Source organism: Kitasatospora sp. NBC_01266, from assembly GCF_036242395.1.
Classification (GTDB): Bacteria; Actinomycetota; Actinomycetes; order Streptomycetales; family Streptomycetaceae; genus Kitasatospora.
Genome location: NZ_CP108458.1, coordinates 6,158,045 through 6,177,369, shown reverse-complemented (window position 1 = coordinate 6,177,369; position 19,325 = coordinate 6,158,045). Strand labels below are relative to the sequence as shown.

Sequence of the window (19,325 nt, the reverse complement as noted above, 5' to 3'; positions counted from 1 at the left end):
CGCCTGAACTCATGCAGCTGCCCCGCCTGGTGATCGCCGCGCCCTCCTCGGGCGCGGGCAAGACCACCGTCGCCACCGGCCTGATGGCCGCGCTCACCGCGCGCGGCCTGAAGGTATCCCCGCACAAGGTCGGCCCGGACTACATCGACCCGGGCTACCACGGCCTGGCCACCGGCCGGCCCGGACGCAACCTGGACGCCTTCATGTGCGGACCCGAGCGGATCGAGCCGCTGCTGCGGCACGGCGCCGCCGGAGCCGACCTGGCGGTGGTCGAGGGTGTGATGGGGATGTTCGACGGGGCCTCCGGGCGGGGCGAGCTGGCCTCCACCGCGCATGTGGCCAAGCTGCTGCGCGCGCCGGTGGTGCTGGTGGTGGACGGCTCCTCGCAGTCGCGCTCGGTGGCCGCGCTGGTGCACGGCTTCGCCTCCTGGGATCCGCAGGTGCGCCTGGCCGGGGTGATCCTCAACCGGGTCGCCTCCGACCGGCACGAGCAGCTGCTGCGCGAGGCGCTGGAGGAGGGCGCGGGCGTGCCGGTGCTGGGCGCGGTGCGGCGCACCGCCTCGGTCGCCACGCCCTCGCGCCACCTGGGCCTGGTGCCGGTGGTGGAGCGTTCGGCGCAGGCCGTGCGGGCGGTCGCCGACATGGGCGAGCTGATCGCCGCCTCGGTGGACCTGGACGCGGTGCTGGCGCTGGCCCGCTCGGCCCCGCCGCTGACGGCCGCGCCCTGGGATCCGGCCGCCGAGGTCGCCGCCGTGCCCTCCCGCCCCCGGATCGCGCTGGCCGCCGGCGCCGCGTTCTCCTTCTCGTACGCCGAGAACGCCGAACTGCTCACCGCCGCCGGCGCCGAGGTCCTCCCGTTCGACCCGCTGCACGACAGCTCTCTTCCTGATGGTGCGTCAGGCCTGGTGATCGGCGGCGGCTTTCCGGAGGTCTACGGCGCCGAGCTGAGCGAGAACGCCCCGCTGCGCGCCGCGATCGCCGAACTCGCCGCCACCGGCGCCCCGATCGCCGCCGAGTGCGCCGGACTGCTCTACCTGGGGCGCGAGTTGGACGGCCGCCCGATGTGCGGGGTGCTCGACACCACCGCCCGGATGACCGAACGCCTCACCCTGGGCTACCGCGAGGCCGTCGCGCTGCACGACAGCCCGCTGGCGGCGACCGGCACCCGGGTGCGCGGCCACGAGTTCCACCGCACCAACTGCGACCCGGCCGCCGCCCCCACCCCCGCCTGGGGCTGGCGCACCCCGACCGGCGCCGCGCACACCGAGGGCTTCGTGACGGGCAACGTGCACGCGAGCTACCTGCACCTGCACTGGGCGGGGGCGCCGGGTTTGGCGCAGCGGTTCACCGAGGCGGCGGCCGGGCGCTGACGGCCGACTGCCGTACGGTGGCAGGGCACCCCTTGGAGGACACCGTGAGCTTCTACGAGCAGCACCGCGAGTTCGTCGAGGAACTGCGGCGAACCGCCCCCGAAGGCGTCCGGATCGAGTGGTCCGGCGACGCCCTGATCGTGCAGGCCGCGCCGTCCAGCATCCACCAGCTGAACATCGGACTCGTCCAGCGCCAGTTCGAACAGCACGCACCGGCGGGCTACCTGTTCAGCAACAACAGCGCGCTCGCCGGCCCGGACATGAGTATGGAGCGGACCCCGGACCTGACGTACCTCCCGGTCATCGTGCTCGCACGGGAGGGCAACAGCGTGCCGGCCGACGAAGCGATCATCGCGGTCGAAGTCGTCTCGAAATCGAACCCGGGAAACGACTGGATGGACAAGCCGCGGGACTACGCGCTGATGCGCATCCCGCTGTATCTCATCATCGACCCGCGCCAGCAGACGGTGACGCTCTTCTCCGAGCCCGACCACGACGAGTACCACACCCGCAGCGACCGGAAGTTCGGCGACCGCATCCGGATCCCGGAGCCGTTCGGCTTCGAGCTGGACCTGGCCGGCCTGACACCCTACGCCGACTGAAGGCGGCCTTCCGCCTGCGGGGCGCAGGGCGGAGAATCGCACGACCGTCCGCCATCGGCCGTGCGATCGTCCCCGCTCCCCCACCCAGGAGGACCCCCGTGCGCTTCCCCGTCTTACTCCCGCCGCGCGCCGCCAGGGCCGCCGTTGCCGTCGCCGCCACGTTGGCCGCCGCGACCGGCGCGCTGCTGGCGGCGCCCGTGCCCGCCTCCGCGCAGCCGACCTCGTCCTCGGACGCCTTCAACAGCCTGACCGGGCAGAGCCACCCGGACTGGATGGCCCAGGTGCCGGACGGCACCGGTCTGGGCGCCATGTCCATCCCCGGCACCCATGACACCCTGGCCATCCACGGCGGGCTCGCGCCCTGGGCCTACGAGGCGCAGGAGGACCACGGCGACAGCGCCGCCACCCTCACCGCGCAGTTGGACGCGGGGATCCGCGCCATCGACATCCGGGTGCGGGTGATCAGCGGCGCGTTCGCCATCCACCACACCGACGTGTACCAGAACGCCAACTTCGACGATGTGCTGACGCACGCCCAGGCCTTCCTGAGCGCGCACCCCAGCGAGACGATCATGATGGACCTGCACGGCGAGTGCGACGCGGACACCACCGAGGGCGGCAGCGGCACGACCTCGATCGGCCACTGCGCCGACGACCCGTCGAACACCACTGAGGCCGACCGGATCAACATCTTCGACGGCTACCTGGCCCGCTACCCGGGGCTGTTCTACGCGCCCACGGTCACCGGCGGCAGCACCGCCGCCGTACCGACGCTCGGCCAGGTGCGCGGTCACATCGTGCTGACCGACTTCACCGGCCCCGACGGCGAGATCTACCCGGGCTTCGGGCTGACCCAGCTGACCAGTGGCAACACCGGCAGCACGGTGGAGAACGACTGGACCCAGTGCGACCTCGGCAAGAAGTGGAGCGAGGCGCAGGGCAACCTGGCGAACGCCGCCGCCGACCAGTCCGGCGCCCTGTACGTCACCTACACCTCGTCCAACTGCGCTCCGTTCGGCGCGGATCCGGCCGACATGGCGGGCGGCTACCTCGGTGGCGAGGGCGAGAACCAGCACCTGCTCGACTACCTGAACGCGGCCGGCCCGGGGAAGACCGGCCTGCTGCGGATGGACTTCCCCGGGTGGGCGGTGATCGCCGGCCTGATCGACCGCAACCCGGGCATCTGGCAGACCGGGCAGGTGAGTTCGGGCATCGCGAGCAAGTGCCTGGACGACTACGGCGACTCGAGCGCCAACGGCGCGGCGGTCGACCTGTACAGCTGCAACGGCAGCGCCGCCCAGCAGTGGCGCCCGGCCACCGACGGCACGCTGCGGATCAACGGCCAGTGCCTGGACGTCACCGGCGCGGCCACCAGCCCGGGCACCCTGGTCGAGCTGTGGCCCTGCAACGGCGGCGCGAACCAGCAGTGGACGGCGAGTTCGGGCGGCGCGCTGGTGAGCGGGCAGTCGGGGCTCTGCCTTGACGATCCGTCATCCAGCGCAACGGACGGCACCCGCCTGCAGCTCTGGTCCTGCAACGGGACCGCCGCGCAGCGCTGGGCACTGCCGTAGCCGTCAACGCCCGCTGAGGGTACCCCCGTTGAGGTGCAGCGTCTGGCCGGTCAGGTGCCCGGCGGCGGGCGAGGCCAGGTAGAGCGCCGTGCCGGCGATGTCGGCGGGGGTACCGGCGCGGCGGTTGAGGGCGTTCGCGATGTTCCAGGCGCGACGCTCGGGCGAGATGCCCGCACCGAAGAACTCGGTGTCCTCGATGTACCCGGGGGCGATCACGTTGGCGGTGATCCCCTCGGGGCCGAGCTGCTGGGCCAGCGTGAGGTTCCAGGCCTCGACGGCGGCCTTGGCGGCGCCGTAGGAGCCGGAGCCGCCGCGGTGGGCGGCGATCGAGCTGAGGTTGATCACGGTGCCGCCGGGGCGCAGCCGCTCGCGCAGCGCGCTGGTGAGCAGCACGGCGGAGAGCAGGTTGGCGTTGAGGTTGGCCTGCCAGGCGGCGGCCAGCGCGGCCAGGCCGGCCGGGTCCTCGGTGTCCTCAGCGGCCTCAGCGGCCCCAGCGGCCTCGGCGTTCTCGGCGACCTCGGCCGGCGCGGCGCCGAGGTCGGTGTTGCCGCCGGCGTTGTTGACCAGGACGTGGACCTGGTCCGGGAGTTCGGCCAGCGCGGCGGTGACCTGCGCCGGGTCGGCGGCGTCGAAGGCGACCGGGCGCACGGCGGGCCCGAGCTCCGCGGCGGTCCGCTCCAGCACGTCCTTGCGGCGCCCGGTGATCACCACCTGCTCGCCCTGCTCGGCGAAGGCGGCGGCGACCGCCCGCCCGATCCCGGTCCCGCCCCCGCTGACGACGATCTGTCGCATCATGCGATGCCCCCTCGTTTAGACCTAAACGTTGCTGGCACACTAGCACCATGACCGATCCCGAGGACGACCTCGCCGCCGCGATCGCGCGGGCCTGGCAGCGTGAGCAGCCGGACCTGCCGGTCGGTTCGATCCCGGTCCTGACCCGGATCCGGCAGGCCGCCAAGCTGCTCACCGACGACCGGCGGCGCACCCTGACCCGGGTGGCGATGGACGACGCCACCCTCGACCTGCTCAGCACGCTGCGCCGGGCCGGTGCGCCCTACCGCCTCACCACGCGCGAGCTGGCCGCCCGCTCGCTGATCACCGCGGGCGCCGTCACCCAGCGGGTGGACCGGGCCGAACGGGCCGGCCAGGTCCGCCGGCTGCCCGCCGAGCCGGGCAGCCGGGCGGTCGCGGTGGAGCTGACCGGGGCCGGGCATGCGGCGGTCGAGGCGGCGGTGGGCGACCTGCTGCGGCACGAGCAGGGCCTGGTCGACGCGGCCCTGGACGGCCCGGAACAGGCCGAGCTGGCCCGGCTGCTGGCCAAGCTGCTGGCCGCCCTGCCCCGGCCGTAGCGGATGGCGCGGGTGGCTGCCGCACTGCCCGTGACATGATTCCGGGGCGCGAAATCCGGCGCGCGAAATCCGGGGCGCAAAAGGAGAAACGCACAGGTGAGCGGGACTGAGGACGGCGTGCTGGTCGGCGTCGGGGCGAGCGCTGGGGTGACCGAGGGCGAGGTGCTCGACCTGATCGGCGCCGCGCTGGCCGAGGCCGGGCTGGCGACGGCGGCCGTGCGCCGGCTGGCCACCGTGGAGCAGCGCGCCACCGAGCCCGGACTGCTCGGGGCGGCGCGGGCGTTGGGGGTGCCGCTGATCGGCCATCCGGCGGGCGAGTTGGCCTCGGTAGCCGTGCCGGAGCCCTCACAGGTGGTCCTGGCGGCCACCGGGACGGCGAGCGTGGCGGAGGCCGCCGCGCTGCTCGGCGGCGGTGAACTCCTGGTCGGGAAGCGGAAGTCGGCCCGGTCGACGGTGGCGGTCGCCACCCTGCCCGCCGCCGAGCCGGACCTGCGGCACCACGGCGACGCGGAGGTCCGGGCCGCCGGCCTGGTCGACCTCGCGGTGAACGTGCGCACCGGCACCCCGCCCGACTGGCTGCGCGAGGCACTGGCCACCGCCCTCGGCGAGTTGGCCGCCTACCCCGAGCAGAGCGCCGCCCGCACCGCCGTCGCCGCCCGGCACGGCCGGCCGGTGGCCGAGGTGCTGCTGACCGCCGGGGCGGCCGAGGCCTTCGTGCTGCTGGCCCGCACCCTGCGCCCGCGCCACGCGGTGGTGGTGCACCCGCAGTTCACCGAGCCCGAGGCCGCGCTGAGCGATGCCGGGGTCGCGGTGCACCGGGTGCTGCTCAGCGCCGCCGACGGCTTCCGGCTGACCGCCGGGGCGGTCCCCGAGGAGGCGGACCTGGTGGTGATCGGCAACCCGACCAACCCGACCTCGATCCTGCACCCCGCCGCCGCGCTGACCGCGCTGGCCCGCCCCGGGCGCACCCTGGTGGTCGACGAGGCGTTCATGGACACCGTCCCCGGCGAGCCCGAGTCACTCGCCGGGCTGTCCGGACTCCCGGGCCAGGTGGTGGTGTTGCGCAGCCTGACGAAGACCTGGGGGCTGGCCGGCCTGCGGATCGGCTACCTGCTGGCTCCGGCCGCGCTGGTCGCCGCGCTGACCCGGGCCCAACCACTCTGGCCGGTCTCCTCCTTGGGCCTGACCGCCGCCGAACTGTGCAGCGCCGGGCCCGCGTTGGCCGAGGCCGAGGCGGCGGCCCGGCAACTCGCCGAGGACCGCGCGCACTTGCTGGCGCGGCTGGCCCGGCTCCCCGGGGTGCGGGTGCACGGCGAGCCGGCCGCCTCCTTCGTGCTGATCGAACTGGCCGGCGCCGACCGGGTGCGGGCCCGGCTGCGCGCGGCTGGCTTCGCGGTGCGCCGTGGCGACACCTTCCCCGGGCTGGGCACCGACTGGCTGCGGCTGGCGGTGCGGGACCGGGCGACGACGGACGCGTTCGTCGAGGCCCTGGAGCACGCCGCTCTCGAGGAGACCGCCTGACAGACCGCTGCCCGCCCACCCTGCGAGGGTGGACGGGCAGCGAGGGCTCAGCAGGCGATCAGACCAGGTCGGCCTTCTCCAGCGCGGAGCAGCAGGTGTTCACCAGCAGGCGGGTGACCACGTACGGGTCGATGTTGGCGTTGGGACGCCGGTCCTCGATGTAGCCCTTCTTGTCGACCTCGACCTGCCACGGGATACGCACCGAGGCGCCGCGGTCGGAGACGCCGTAGGAGTAGACGTTCCACGGGGCGGTCTCGTGCTTGCCGGTCAGGCGGGCCTGGATGTCGTCACCGTACTGGTTGACGTGCTCCAGCACGATCTCCTGGCTGGCGCCGAGCGACTCGCAGGCGGTGATGATGGCGTCGTAGTTCTCGCGCATCGCCTTGGTGGAGAAGTTGGTGTGGGCGCCCGCGCCGTTCCAGTCGCCGCGCACCGGCTTGGCGTCCAGGGTGGCGTCGATGCCGAACTCCTCGGCGGTGCGGTAGAGCAGGTAGCGGGCCACCCACAGGTGGTCGGAGACGGTCAGCGCGTCGACCGGGCCGATCTGGAACTCCCACTGGCCGGGCATGACCTCGGCGTTGATGCCGCAGATCGCCAGGCCCGCGATCAGGCAGCGGTCCAGGTGCAGCTCGACGATCTCGCGACCGAAGACCTCCTCGGCACCGATACCGCAGTAGTAGCCGCCCTGCGGGGCCGGGAAGCCGCCCTCGGGGAAGCCCAGCGGACGCGAGCCCTTGAAGAAGGTGTACTCCTGCTCGATCCCGAAGATCGCCTCCTGCGCGGCGAAGCGCTCGGCGATCGGGCGCAGCAGCGCACGGGTGTTGGAGGGGTGCGGGGTGCCGTCGATCTCGTTGACCTCGCACAGCACCAGGATGTTGTCCCCGCCGCGGATCGGGTCCGGGAAGGAGGCGACCGGCACGAGCACCCGGTCCGAGGCGTGGCCCTCGGCCTGGTTGGTCGAGGAACCGTCGAAGCCCCAGGTCGGCAGCGTGTCGGCGTTGGCCAGGATCCGAGTCTTGGAACGGAGCTTGGCGGTCGGCTTGGTGCCGTCGATCCAGATGTACTCGGCCTTGATAGCCACGGCGGTTACCTCGCAATGTCTCGGTGGGTGCGTGCGTAGCGTTGCAAGCCGCCATTTCCCCGCTGTTCCTCTCATGTAACCAACATGTGAACCGACTATGCGAAGTCGCCCTCTCACTCTCCGATCACGGCGCGGCGCCCCTCGGCCCGGCTCGGCCGACATCCGGGCAGGTCAGCGCCGGTGCGCGGCACCCCGGCGGCGGGCGACGAAGACCGCGGCGGCACCGAGAGCGATCAGGGCCGCGGCGGCGATGAGGAGCGGGACGATGCCGGTGGCACCGGTGAACGCCAGTGCGGCGGTTGTGGGGCGTGTGGTGGGCGTGGCGGCAGGGGTCTGAGCGGTGGCGGGGACGGCCGGGGAGCCGGCGTCGGCCACCTCGGCGGCGGCCGGGGTCGTCGCGGCGGCGGCCGAACCGGGCGAGGCCGCGGAGCCGCTGCCGGAGGACGCCGGGGATCCGGTGGCGGACGAGGACGAGGACGCGGACGGAGACGAGGACGAGGACGCGGACGATGCGCTCGAGGGCGAAGCAGCCGCGCCGGGCTTCACGCAGCTCACCGAGGCCACCGTGATGGTCCCGTCCACCTTGGCCACATTGAGGTTCAGCGGGTTCAACACGACATGGACCGAGAGCGCGGCGGCCGCCGCCGTGGTGGAGGTGGTGCTGTGCTGCGCGAACTCGATGTCCACCGAGCCGATCGCCGGGACGTCCACCTGCGTCGACCCGTCCACCCGCAGGTTCACCTGGTGCCCGAGCACCGAGAGTTGGGCGGGCATGTTCACGGTGGCGGTCGGCTGACCGTCCACCGGGCAGCTGACCGAGCTGCTGAGCGCCTGCAGGCCGAGCAGCGTGCTGCCGGGCAGGCCCGGCGCGTGCACGTCGGCGTTGAGCAACTGGACGGCGGCGGAGGCACCTTGAGCGTCCAGATGGGTCACTGAGCTGCCGATGTCGGCCTTGAGCAGGGTGATCGGACCCGGCTGGGCCACCCCGGCGACGGTCGCGCTCAGCAGCGCACCGTGCTGCGCGGCCCCCGGCGACTCCACCTTGTTCAGTGCGATGTCCACCGGGACGTCCACCGCGTTGTTCAACAGGCTGACGTCCAGCTTGAGTTCGGCGGTGACGGCATCGGCCTGCCCGGTCGGGGCGGCGTCGGCCCGAGCCGGCGCCGCCATCGGCAGCGCCGTGAGCGCGGTGACGGCCAGCAGAACGGCGGTGCGGTGGACAGGACGGAAGGCGGACAGCACGGAGGAACCCCCACGAGTGAACGGTGATGCCGGAGCGCCTGCTGCGCTCCGGATCGCGCCATCATGGGCGGGCACCCGGACCCCGGGGGCAACTCTCGTGCCCGGTTCACCCGTTGGGGTGAACCAGGCTCAACTACTGCTGCTGTGCGTGATTTTGCTGCTGTTGACGTAGAGTCCGGCGAACGCGGCGACCGCGGAGGTCAGCGCCGGGACGGCATCGGTGTGCCCGGGGAAGACCAGCACGGCCACGGCGGCCGACACCGCGGCCAGCAGGGCGCAGCCACCCAGGGCGTTCCAGCTGCGGCGGGTCACCGTGTGATCGGGGTTGATGACCACCCCGAGCAGGGCGGCGACCAGGCCGGCGACGGTCTGGGTCAGGTTGGGCAGGGCACGGTCCCCGTCCCAGGCGATCACCCCCAGGAACAGCATCAGCAGCGCGAAGGCCGCGACCGCCAGGACGGCGGCGGGCCCGCTCCGCGCGGCGGAGATGGCGGGCTGCACGGCGGAGGTCGCGGGCTGCACGGTGGGAGTGGCGGGCTCGGCGGAAGTGGCCATCTGGTCTCCAGGGTCCGGAAAGCGTGGGCGGCGGAACCAGCAAACCGCTACGGCAGCCGCCAGTCCACCGGCTGCGCGCCCTGACCTGCCAGCAGCTCGTTGGCCCGGCTGAACGGGCGCGACCCGAAGAAGCCCCGGTCCGCCGACATCGGGCTCGGATGCGCCGACTCGACGGCCGGCACCGACCCCAGCAGCGGTCGCAGATTGCGCGCGTCCCGCCCCCAGAGGATCGCCACCAGCGGGCCGCCGCGCGCCACCAGCGCGCGGATCGCCTGCTCGGTGACCTCCTCCCAGCCCTTGCCGCGGTGGGCGGCGGGCCTGCCGGGCGCGGTGGTCAGCGCCCGGTTGAGCAGCAGCACGCCCTGCTGGGTCCACGGAGTGAGGTCGCCGTTGCCGGGCGGCGGGAAGCCCAGGTCCTGGCCGTACTCGCGGTAGATGTTGATCAGGCTGCCGGGGATCGGCCGCACCTGCGGAGCGACCGAGAAGCTGAGCCCCACCGCGTGCCCGGGTGTGGGGTAAGGGTCCTGACCGACGATCAGCACCCGCACGTCCGCGAACGGCTGCTGGAACGCGCGCAGCACGTCCGGCCCGGCCGGCAGGTAGGTGCGTCCGGCGGCGAGCTCGCCGCGCAGGAACTCCCCCATGGCGGCCACCCGCCCGGCCACCGGCTCCAGGGCCTGGGCCCAGCCGGGTTCGACGATCTCGTGCAAGGGACGCGGTGCCATGGCCTCACCCTAATTCCTTTCCGGCGGGCGGCGGGAGCCAGGGTGCCGGCGGGCGATCTTGAACGGCCGAGGCCGCCCCCGCGTGCGCGGGGACGGCCTCGGTGTTCACCGACGGGGCGTCAGCCGACGCCGTGCGTCAGCGGACGCCGTACGCCAGTTGACGCGGTGCGTCAGTTGACGGTGTAGCTGTACGGGATCTGGGCCAGGACCGACCCGGTGGTGCTGAGCGCGCTGTTGGCGACCGGGGTGCCGACCGGCGCGGTCACCAGGTAGAGCACGCCGTGCACCTGGCTGCCCTTGGCGCCCTGGGGCGTCAGGGTGATCTGCAGGCTGCCGGTGGCACCGGGCTTCAGGACGACCGGGGTGACGGCCGGCGCGGTGGCGTTGTAGGCGGCGGCGAACGGGTCACCGGTGCTGGAGGTCAGCGCCGGGTCGAACGCCAGGGTGTGCGCCGAGGCGGTCAGCGTGGTGCTGCCCGCCGGGGCACCGCTGTCCGGGAACGGGCCGATCTGCTGGGCGTAGGTGCCCCACAGGCCGGGCACGATCGGCTGCGCGGAGCTGCCGCTGTCGGTGACCGTGGAGATGGTCGAGCCGTTCTGGGCCTTCTTCAGGTCGCCGAACAGGTCGGGCGACGAGGTCGGGCCGCTGAACTCCAGCTGCGCGGGGGTGGTGGAGGCCGCCACCGCGGTCACCTTGTCGGTGCCCGGGGGCACCATGAAGGTGGGCGTGGTGGTGCTGGTGGTCTGCGGCAGGGTGATCGTGGCCGAGGCACCGATCGGCTGCAGCGGCAGGTCCACCCGGTTGTTCAGCCGGCCGTCGGCCTGCAGGCTCTGCACGGCGGCGGTGTTGTTGGTGTACTGCACGGTGAGGGTGACCGGCTTGCCGGCCGGCAGCTTGGTGCCGGCGCTGTTCGGCAGGCCGGGCGCGGTGGCCTGGTCCTGGTCGAAGGCGACGGTGCCGGTGAAGGCCTGGCCGAGCTCGGCGCCGCTGACCGGGTTGAGCACGTTGAGCACGAAGCGCCAGCGGCCCGCGGCCGGGTTGACGGTGGTCGCCGAAACGCCGTTCGTGGTCGTGGTGATGTTGCCCGAGCCGTCGAAGACCGCGTTGCTCTCGGCGTCGATCGGGGTGCCGTTGGGGCTGATCAGCACGCCCTGCATGACCAGGTTCGGGTCCTTGGCGACGGTCACGCCGACCCGCAGGTCCTTCTTGCCCGCCGGGACGTCGAAGGCCCAGGAGTTGGACTGCGCCGGCGAGTAGTCACGGGCGTTGCCACCGGTGATGGTGCCGGTGAAGGTGCCGGTGTTGTTGCTGACCGGGATCAGGCTGCGCAGCACGACCGGAACGCTGGTGGTGGTGCCGTTGGAGCTGGCGACCACGATGTTCTCAGTCGTGTCGCCGCCGGTGGCCGGGGTGGTCACCTGGACGTGCAGCTTCTTGGTCTCACCGGGCTTGAGGTCGGTGACCTGCGGGCTGACCGCGCCGGCCGGGACCGCGCGCTGGGTGGAGGTGTCCAGCTGGACCGGGCCGGTGAAGCCGTTGGTGCCGGCCGGGGTGTAGAGGATGCCGGTCCAGGTGCCTGCGGTCGGGTGCGGGACGTCCACGAAGCCGAAGTTCGGCGAGGTGGCGCCGCCCTGCGGACGGGTGTTGGTCTCGAAGCGGCCCGACGGGTCGAGCAGCGTGAGCCGGACCACGGGGGTCACCGTGTTGCTGCCGGACGGCTGCGCGGCACCCTGCCAGGCTATCGAGGCGCCCAGGCGGTCGGCGCCGGCCGGGACGTTGAAGGTGACCTTGTGCGAGACCCACGGAGCGCCGTTGGTGGCGTAGGGGAACTGCGGGTCGGTCGAGGAGTTGATCTGCACCGTCTGCTTCGCGTCGCTCTGCGGCGTGAAGACCCGGGTGGAGGCGCTGACCGTCTGCGGCTTGGAGCTCGTGTTCACCACGGTGACGTCGGTGGTGTGGTTCGAGCCGGCCTGGCCGGTCACGGTGACCTGGCCGCTGGTGACCGCGACGGTGCTGCTGTCCTTGGCGCCGGCCGGGCTCTGGTAGCCGGCGGCGGCCTCGACGGCGGCCCGCACGTCCAGCAGACCGGCGCCCTGCTCCTCGGCCGGCAGGCCGAGGTCCGAGGCGGTGCCGGTGAGGAACTGCTTCACCAGGGCGGGCGACGGGGAGGCGCCCTTGTGGCTGTCCCGGTAGGCCTGGATGACGTCGGCGGCGGCGCCGGCGGTCAGCGGGGCGGCCTGGCTGGTGCCACCGAACGGCTGGATGGCGCTGGGGTTGCCGTTGAAGTCGGTGCAGTCGCTGTAGAGCGCGAGGTTGGTCGAGCAGAGCGCCCAGTCCGACTCGCCCGGGGCGACCAGGTCGACGGTCCGTCCGGCCTGGGTGACACCGCCGGAGGAGAGCGCCGAGATCCGGTTGTCGGCCCAGGTCCCGTTGGAGAACTGGAAGGCCGCGTAACCGGTCTGGGCGTAGTTCTGGTTGTCCGTCGAGGCGCCGGCCGAGATGACGTTCGGGTCGGTCGCCGGGGTGCCGACGGTGCCGTTGATACCGGCGTCACCGGAGGAGACGGTCACGGTGACGCCCGCGGCCACGGCCATGTCGTTGAAGAGCGAGATGGTGTCGTGCGCGCCGCTGTCCGGGGTGATGTTGCTGCCGAACGACTCGTTCAGCACGTCCACGTGGGCGACCGAGACCGCGTAGTCGATCGACTGCAGGATCGCGGAGTTCGGCATCATCTCGCCGCCGGCCTGGAGCGCGACCAGCGAGGCGCCGGGCGAGATGCCCTCGATCCGGATGTTGCAGCCGGCCGGCAGCGGGTGGCTCGGGTTGACGAACTTCGACAGGTCGTAGCTCGTGCGGCCCTGGGCGACCATCGCCGAGGCGTCACCGAAGCCCTCGCCACCACCGGACTGGGTGAAGTAGCCCTGACCCGAGAAGTCCTTGTAGTCCACCACGGCGTGGGTGCCGTCGGGACGGATGAAGTCCGGGTTGTTCGGGTCGATCCCGCCGGCGATGTAGGCGACCTTGACGCCCTTGCCGTCGGCGATCTCGTGCGCACCCGGCTGGCCGGGCGTGCTCTCCGTATGGGTGGAGTAGAGCGCCTCGGGCTCCAGCAGCGGCTGGCTCGGGTCCTTGGGGCAGATCGCGTTCGGGTCGTAGGTGTTGCCCGTGGCGGGGGCCGCGGCGACCTTGCTGTCCGCCTTGCTGTCCGCCTTGGCACCCGCGGTGGTGTCCGCGTCGGCCGGCGCGGTCGGCGGCGTGACCTTGACGGTCTGGTCGTCGATGACCGAGGCGACCGAGGGGTCGGCGGCCAGCTGCGCCCGCAGGGCGGGGCTGACGGTCGCCGAGAAGGCGTTGCCGACCACGAAGCTCTTGACGTTCGTGCCGCCCGCGGCCTTCACCTTGGCCAGCAGCGGTGCCTGGTCGGTCCCGGCCTGCTTCTTGCGCGCGTCCAGGTGCGCGGCGTCCGCCGGCGTGCTGGAGAGCTGGTCCTTCAAAATCACGATCACGGGAGCCGGTGCACCGCTCTCCGAAGCCGCCTGGGCGGTCGGAGTGGGAGTGGCCGGGGCGCCGGAGGCGTTGGTCCCAAAAGCGAGGACCACGGATGCGGCGGTGAGCGTGACGGCTGCGAGCTGCGACTTACGCCAGCCGATCATGAACATCCCTTCGTCTGATAAGACGTCAGGGGGCGCGGCCAGATCGCGCATGCCGGGGTCGGACGCACGTGTGCCTCTGGAACGCCCGTCCCGACAAGCTCACGCATTTCATCGCGCCGCGGCCCGCCGCGACAAGGGGCTTACACGCACAAAGGATTGCGCCGAGCGGGGCTCGTTGTCCGATAGCCGGACAACCGCAGATGGGAGGCCCTTTCGCCGCCGAACACGCCGTGACTTTTTGATGAAGATCACAAAATCGTGATGTTTGATCGGCCGTTACTGACGGTGCGCCAGGTCAAGCAACGGCAAAACGCCCCTGGCGCGGCGTCACCCCGGGACCCGGGCCGGATCGGGCAGGTCGGCCCAGGTCAGGGCAGGGCAGCCCAATTCGGGCCGAGTGGTGCCGAGCAGTGACGAGTTGGGCCGAGCAGTGCCGAATCAGTCCGGACCGGACCGCTCAGCCCGTGATCCGCCCGCGCAGCACCACCAGCTCCGGATCCGCCAGCACCCGGACGTCCGCGCGCGGGTCCGCCGCGTACACCACCAGGTCGGCCGGCGCCCCCTCCTCCAGCGCCGGGCGGCCGAGCCACGAGCGCACGCCCCAACTGGCCGCCGAGAGCGCCTCGGTGGCGCTCAGGCCGGCCTTGACCAGCTCGGCCACCTCGGCCGCGACCAGGCCGTGCGCGAGCGAGCCGCCGGCGTCCGTGCCGACGTAGATCGGCACGCCCGCCTCGTGCGCGGCGCCGACCGTGTCGTAGCGCCGCTCGTGCAGCCGGCGCATGTGCGCGGCCCAGGCGGGGAACTTCGCCTCGCCGCCGGCCGCCAGGCTCGGGAAGGTCGCGATGTTGACCAGCGTCGGCACGATCGCCACCCCGCGCTCGGCGAAGACCGGGATCAGCTCCTCGGTCAGCCCGGTGGCGTGCTCCACGCAGTCGATGCCGGCCGCCAGCAGGTCGGGCAGCGACTCGGCCGCGAAGCAGTGCGCGGTGACCCGGGCGCCCTCGGCGTGCGCCGCCGCGATCGCCTCGGCCAGCGCGTCGCCGGGCCAGCAGGCGGCCAGGTCGCCGCTCTCGCGGTCGATCCAGTCGCCGACCAGCTTGACCCAGCCGTCGCCGCGCCGGGCCTCGCGCACCACGTAGGCGGCCAGGTCGCCGGGCTCGATCTCGTGCGCGTAGTTGCGGATGTAGCGGCGGGTGCGGGCGATGTGCCGGCCGGCCCGGATGATCTTCGGGAGGTCCTCCCGGTCGTCGATCCACCGGGTGTCGGCGGCCGAGCCGGCGTCGCGGATCAGCAGGGTGCCGGCCTCGCGGTCGGTGAGCGCCTGCTTCTCGCTGGTGGCCGCGTCGACCGCGCCGTGCTCGTCCAGCCCGACGTGGCAGTGGGCGTCGACCAGACCGGGCAGCACCCAGCCGGTGACCGTGCGCACGTCGCGGGCGGCGGCGGGCCGCTGGTAGCTCACCCGGCCGTCCAGCACCCAGAGTTCGTCCCGGACCTCGTCGGGGCCGACCAGGATCCGGCCCTTGATGTGCAGTACCGCGCCTTCCGTCATGCCCGCACTCTACGACCCCGGCCGTGCCCGGCACCGCTCCCCTCGAGGCGCTGCTCCGGCCCGCAGCTGTTCCTCCCTCGGCCACCCGCCGTTCACACCCTGCTCATCGACGCCCGGAAGGGTCCAGATCGAGCCAAGTTGGCTATACAACTTGGCCGCCTCCCTGCCCTGCTGGACACCGTCTTCCCGGAGCGCCCGCCATGTCCGACGCCACCGCCTCCCTCTCCCCCTACTGGCTGCGCGACAACTGCGGCTGCCCCGAGTGCCGCGACCCGCGCAACGGTCAGAAGTACTTCCAGATCACCGACCTGCCCGAGGAGTTGTCCATCTCGGCGGCCACCGAGCTGAACGGCCGCCTGGAGGTGCTCTGGAACGACGGCCACCGCTCGCGCTACCCGCTCGACTGGTTCACCGCCGAGGTCGAGGACGACCGCCGCACCGAGGCGGGCAAGCGGCTCTGGCAGGCCGCCGACCTGGCCGCCGGGATCCCCGAGGCGCCGTGGGCCGACTACCTGGCCGACTGCGCCGAGCGGGCCGCCGTGCTGCGCGCCGTGCAGCGGCTCGGCTTCGCCGTGCTGCGCGAAGTCCCCACCGTGGACCGGCAAGTGCTGGCGGTGGCGGGCACCTTCGGCTACGTGCGGACCACCAACTACGGCGAGCTGTTCGACGTCCGGGTCGAACCCGACCCCAACAACCTGGCCTTCACCAACGCGGAGATCGCCCCGCACACCGACAACCCGTACCGCGACCCGGTGCCCACCCTGCAGTTGCTGCACTGCCTGGAGAACGCGGCGGTCGGCGGCGACTCCGGCCTGGTCGACGGCTTCGCGGCCGCCGCGCTGCTGCGCGCCGAGGCGCCCGGGGACTTCGCCGTGCTGACCCGCACGCTGGTCCCGTTCACCTTCCGCGACCGGCACACCGAACTGCGCGCCGACCGGCCGCTGATCGACGTGGACCCGCTCGGGCGGATCCGCGAGGTGCGGCTCAACAATCGCTCGATCGGTCGACTCCAGTTGCCCACCGAGGAGTTGACCGCCTTCTACACCGCCTACCGGAAGTTCGCCGAGATCACCCTGCGGCCCGCGCTGCGCCTGGACTTCCGGCTCGGCCCCGGCGACTGCCTGATCTTCGACAACACCCGGCTGCTGCACGCCCGCACCGCCTTCGAGCCCGAGGGGGCCGGGGGCGGCCGGCGCCACCTGCAGGGCTGCTACGCCGACCTGGACTCGCTCTCCGCCACCCTCGCGGTGCTGGACCGGCGCACGGCCGCGCTGGACGAGCTGCAGTCGCTCTTCGAGGTCGAGGGCGCCGGCGAGTACCTGGGCGAGGCGGTCACCCAGGCCGAGCACATGCTGCAGGCCGCCGCGCTGGCCCAGCGGGCCGGTGCCGCCGACCATCTGGTGGCCGCCGCACTGCTGCACGATGTCGGCCACTTCAAGGGTGTGGTGACGGGTCGTCAGCTGATGTTGGGTCAGGACAACCGGCACAGCGACACCGGCGCCGACTGGCTGGCCCAGTGGTTCGGCCCCGAGGTCACCGAGCCGATCCGGCTGCACGTGGCCGCCAAGCGCTACCTCTGCGCGGTCGAACCCGCCTACCGGGCCCAGCTCTCCGAGGCCTCCGAGTACACGCTGCGGGTGCAGGGCGGCCCGATGAGCGCCGAGCAGGCCGCCGCCTTCGCCGAACTGCCGGGCGCCGCGGACGCGGTGGCGGTGCGGCGGTGGGACGACCAGGCCAAGGTCGCGGACGCCTCGACGCCGGGCTTCACGCGGTTCCGCGAACTGCTGGCCGGCCTGATGGCCCGCTGAAGCCGACGGAGCCTAGTCGTCGGACGTGCGCGCGTGCCGGGAGAGCGCGGACGTCACCATCGAGTTGTGCACGCTGAAGGCGACCGTGCCCGGCAGGTAGCGGTCCTGCGACCACTCCACCGGGCGGCCGGTGGGGTCGGTGGTGCGGCGGCGCTCCCGCAGCAGCGGGGCGCCGCGCCGGCAGCCGAGCAGCTTGGCGTCCTCGGCGTTGGCGGCCACCACGTCGATGGTGTGGTCGGCGTCGGTGAACAGGATGCCGTGCTCGCGCAGGTGCTCGGTGTGCGAGACCACGTCCGGCGGCAACTTGGCGACCAGCACGCCGACATGGGGCGGGTAGACGGTGCGCTCGACCATCACGGCGGTGCCGGACAGGGTGCGCAGCCGCAGCGTCACGTAGACCTCGACGCCCGGCTCCAGGCGCAGTTGCTCGCGCTCGGCGGCATCGGCCGGCCGGCGGACCAGCGATTCGAGGCGGCCCCCCGGCTCCTCGCCCATCGCGCGCGCCCAGTGCGTGAAGCTGAGCAGCTCCGAGAAGCTCTGCACCCGGGCGTTGCCCAGCACCACCCGGCGGGTGCCCCGGCGCGAGGTCACCAGCCCGTCGGCCCGCAGCACCGCCAGCGCCTGGCGCACCGTGCCGCGCGAGACGCCGTACCGCTCGGCCAGCGCACCCTCGGCGGGCAGCCGGCCCGCCTCGCCGTACGCGCCGGTGGTGATCGCCTCCCGCAGATCCGCGGCGACCTGGCGGTAGAGCGCACCGCCGGTCGGGCCGTCCTGGCCCTCCTGGTCGTCGAGTTGCGTAGCGCCCGAAGTCACCGTGCCTCCCACTGGTCCCCCTCTTACCTCAGTGTCCCGCGCACCAGCGGCTCAGGACGGTTCGACCTTATCGGCTCCGAGCTGGCCGTTCGCACGACAGACGGACCGGTATCGCCCGACCGCACTTCACCGTTCCCGCAGCCGACCCCTGTTCTGGGGCGCCCGTTCACCTCCTGGTCATCCAGTTCCGGCGTACTGTCCCTCGTCGGACGAAGTTGGCTGACCAACTTGAACCCGACTCCCCTCCCGTCGCAGTAGCAGCCCCGAACTCCTGCCTGCGGCGTCCTCGCGACCTTGCCGCACCCCGATCCATGGAGATCCTCCCGTGACCGTGCACCGTGCCCGTACCGCCGCCGTCGCGGCGGTGCTGACCTGCGCAGCGCTCTCTCTGACCGCCTGTGGTTCCGCCTCGACCTCTTCCTCGAGCAGCGGCGACGGCAAGGCCAAGACCGCCACCTCGGCCGCCGACTTCGGGGGGATGGACGCGCTGGTCGCGGCCGCCAAGAAGGAGGGCAACCTCCACGTCATCACCCTTCCCCGGGACTGGGCCAACTACGGCGTCCTGATGGACGGCTTCACCAAGAAGTACGGCATCAAGATCGAGGACGAGAACCCCGACGGCTCCAGCCAGGACGAGATCAACGCGATCACCTCCCGCGAGGGCCAGGACCGCGGCCCCGACGTGGTCGACGTGGGCAGCGCGTTCGCCATCTCCGGCGCCCAGCAGGGCCTGTTCGCCCCGTACAAGGTCGCCTCGTACGACCAGATCCCGGCCTCGATGAAGGCCGCCGACGCCACCAGCTACAACGACTACGGCGGCTACGTCTCGATCGGCTGCGACGCCAAGAAGGTCAACCCCTGCCCCAAGACCTTCGCCGACCTGCTGAACCCGGCCTACAAGGGCATGGTCGCGCTGAACGGCAACCCGACCAAGGCCAACGCCGCGCTCTCCGCGGTCTGGGCCGCGGCGCTCGCCAACGGCGGTTCGCTGGACAACATCCAGCCCGGCATCGACTTCTTCGCGAAGCTGAAGTCGGTCGGCAACTTCAACCCGGTCGAGGCCACCTCCGCCACCGTGCAGAACGGTGAGACCCCGATCACCATCGACTGGTCGTACCTGAACACCGGCTACACCAGCCAGTACGCCAGCAAGGGCATCGACTGGCAGGTGTCGATCCCCTCGGACGGCAGCTTCGCCCAGTTCTACAACCAGGCCATCAGCAAGTATGCGCCGCACCCGGCCGCCGCTCGCCTGTGGGAGGAGTACCTCTACAGCGCCGACGGCCAGAACGGCTTCCTGGGCGGCTACGCCACCCCGGCCCTGTTCGACTCGATGAAGACCGCGGGCACCCTGGACGCGACCGCCGTCGCCAAGCTGCCGGCCATCGCCAAGCCGTTCACCACCTTCCCGACCCAGGCGCAGCAGGACGCGGCCAAGGCCGCCATCACGTCCAACTGGACCAAGGCCATCGGGGGCTGACCAACA

15 protein-coding genes are annotated in these 19,325 nt (G+C 72.6%); 7 read left to right on the top strand and 8 right to left on the bottom strand.

What is annotated here, in order from left to right; translation table 11 throughout:
* The first annotated feature begins 11 nt into the window (after positions 1–11).
* The 3 genes from OG403_RS26795 (at position 12) to OG403_RS26785 (ending at position 3,543) form a co-directional block, all read left to right on the top strand.
* The gene (locus OG403_RS26795) at positions 12–1,370 is read left to right on the top strand and encodes a cobyrinate a,c-diamide synthase (protein WP_329568664.1); all 1,359 of its coding nucleotides are present in this window, start codon (positions 12–14) and stop codon (positions 1,368–1,370) included.
* 44 nt (positions 1,371–1,414) lie between these two features.
* Positions 1,415–1,972 carry a Uma2 family endonuclease gene (locus tag OG403_RS26790; protein ID WP_329568662.1) on the top strand — a complete coding sequence of 186 codons (558 nt, stop codon included), beginning with the start codon at positions 1,415–1,417 and terminating at the stop codon, positions 1,970–1,972.
* A gap of 98 nt (positions 1,973–2,070) precedes the next feature.
* On the top strand, positions 2,071–3,543 hold the full coding sequence (locus OG403_RS26785) for a phosphatidylinositol-specific phospholipase C domain-containing protein (RefSeq protein WP_329568660.1): 1,473 nt from the start codon (positions 2,071–2,073) through the stop codon (positions 3,541–3,543).
* A gap of 3 nt (positions 3,544–3,546) precedes the next feature.
* Here OG403_RS26785 and OG403_RS26780 read toward each other — a convergent pair whose 3' ends face one another.
* Complete coding sequence (locus tag OG403_RS26780) at positions 3,547–4,338, bottom strand: SDR family NAD(P)-dependent oxidoreductase (protein WP_329568658.1); 792 nt, start codon at positions 4,336–4,338, stop codon at positions 3,547–3,549.
* 47 nt (positions 4,339–4,385) lie between these two features.
* Between OG403_RS26780 and OG403_RS26775 the strand changes: the two genes are divergently transcribed.
* The gene (locus OG403_RS26775; RefSeq protein ID WP_329568656.1) at positions 4,386–4,892 is read left to right on the top strand and encodes a MarR family winged helix-turn-helix transcriptional regulator; all 507 of its coding nucleotides are present in this window, start codon (positions 4,386–4,388) and stop codon (positions 4,890–4,892) included.
* A gap of 96 nt (positions 4,893–4,988) precedes the next feature.
* The gene (gene cobC / locus OG403_RS26770) at positions 4,989–6,413 is read left to right on the top strand and encodes an Rv2231c family pyridoxal phosphate-dependent protein CobC (RefSeq protein ID WP_329568654.1); all 1,425 of its coding nucleotides are present in this window, start codon (positions 4,989–4,991) and stop codon (positions 6,411–6,413) included.
* 58 nt (positions 6,414–6,471) lie between these two features.
* Here the strand turns inward: cobC and glnII are convergent, their stop codons facing one another.
* The 6 genes from glnII to OG403_RS26740 form a co-directional block, all read right to left on the bottom strand.
* The gene (gene glnII, locus OG403_RS26765) at positions 6,472–7,494 is read right to left on the bottom strand and encodes a glutamine synthetase (protein WP_329568652.1); all 1,023 of its coding nucleotides are present in this window, start codon (positions 7,492–7,494) and stop codon (positions 6,472–6,474) included.
* Between the two features lie 171 nt (positions 7,495–7,665).
* Entirely contained in the window at positions 7,666–8,736 is a 1,071-nt protein-coding gene (locus tag OG403_RS26760) for a hypothetical protein (protein ID WP_329568650.1), read from the bottom strand.
* A gap of 129 nt (positions 8,737–8,865) precedes the next feature.
* Entirely contained in the window at positions 8,866–9,291 is a 426-nt protein-coding gene (locus OG403_RS26755) for a hypothetical protein (RefSeq protein WP_329568648.1), read from the bottom strand.
* 47 nt (positions 9,292–9,338) lie between these two features.
* Positions 9,339–10,016 carry a uracil-DNA glycosylase gene (locus tag OG403_RS26750; RefSeq protein ID WP_329568646.1) on the bottom strand — a complete coding sequence of 226 codons (678 nt, stop codon included), beginning with the start codon at positions 10,014–10,016 and terminating at the stop codon, positions 9,339–9,341.
* A gap of 170 nt (positions 10,017–10,186) precedes the next feature.
* On the bottom strand, positions 10,187–13,669 hold the full coding sequence (locus OG403_RS26745) for a peptidase (RefSeq protein WP_329568645.1): 3,483 nt from the start codon (positions 13,667–13,669) through the stop codon (positions 10,187–10,189).
* Between the two features lie 457 nt (positions 13,670–14,126).
* Positions 14,127–15,218 (bottom strand): amidohydrolase family protein, encoded by a 1,092-nt coding sequence (locus OG403_RS26740; RefSeq protein ID WP_329568643.1) that lies wholly within the window; start codon positions 15,216–15,218, stop codon positions 14,127–14,129.
* A 200-nt stretch (positions 15,219–15,418) separates the two neighbouring features.
* Here OG403_RS26740 and tmpA point away from each other — a divergent pair, with 200 nt between their 5' ends.
* On the top strand, positions 15,419–17,026 hold the full coding sequence (tmpA, locus tag OG403_RS26735) for a 2-trimethylaminoethylphosphonate dioxygenase (RefSeq protein WP_329568641.1): 1,608 nt from the start codon (positions 15,419–15,421) through the stop codon (positions 17,024–17,026).
* Between the two features lie 12 nt (positions 17,027–17,038).
* Here tmpA and OG403_RS26730 read toward each other — a convergent pair whose 3' ends face one another.
* Positions 17,039–17,839 (bottom strand): GntR family transcriptional regulator, encoded by an 801-nt coding sequence (locus OG403_RS26730; RefSeq protein ID WP_329568640.1) that lies wholly within the window; start codon positions 17,837–17,839, stop codon positions 17,039–17,041.
* A 325-nt stretch (positions 17,840–18,164) separates the two neighbouring features.
* Between OG403_RS26730 and OG403_RS26725 the strand changes: the two genes are divergently transcribed.
* Complete coding sequence (locus tag OG403_RS26725; RefSeq protein ID WP_329568638.1) at positions 18,165–19,319, top strand: ABC transporter substrate-binding protein; 1,155 nt, start codon at positions 18,165–18,167, stop codon at positions 19,317–19,319.
* Positions 19,320–19,325: the final 6 nt, after the last annotated feature.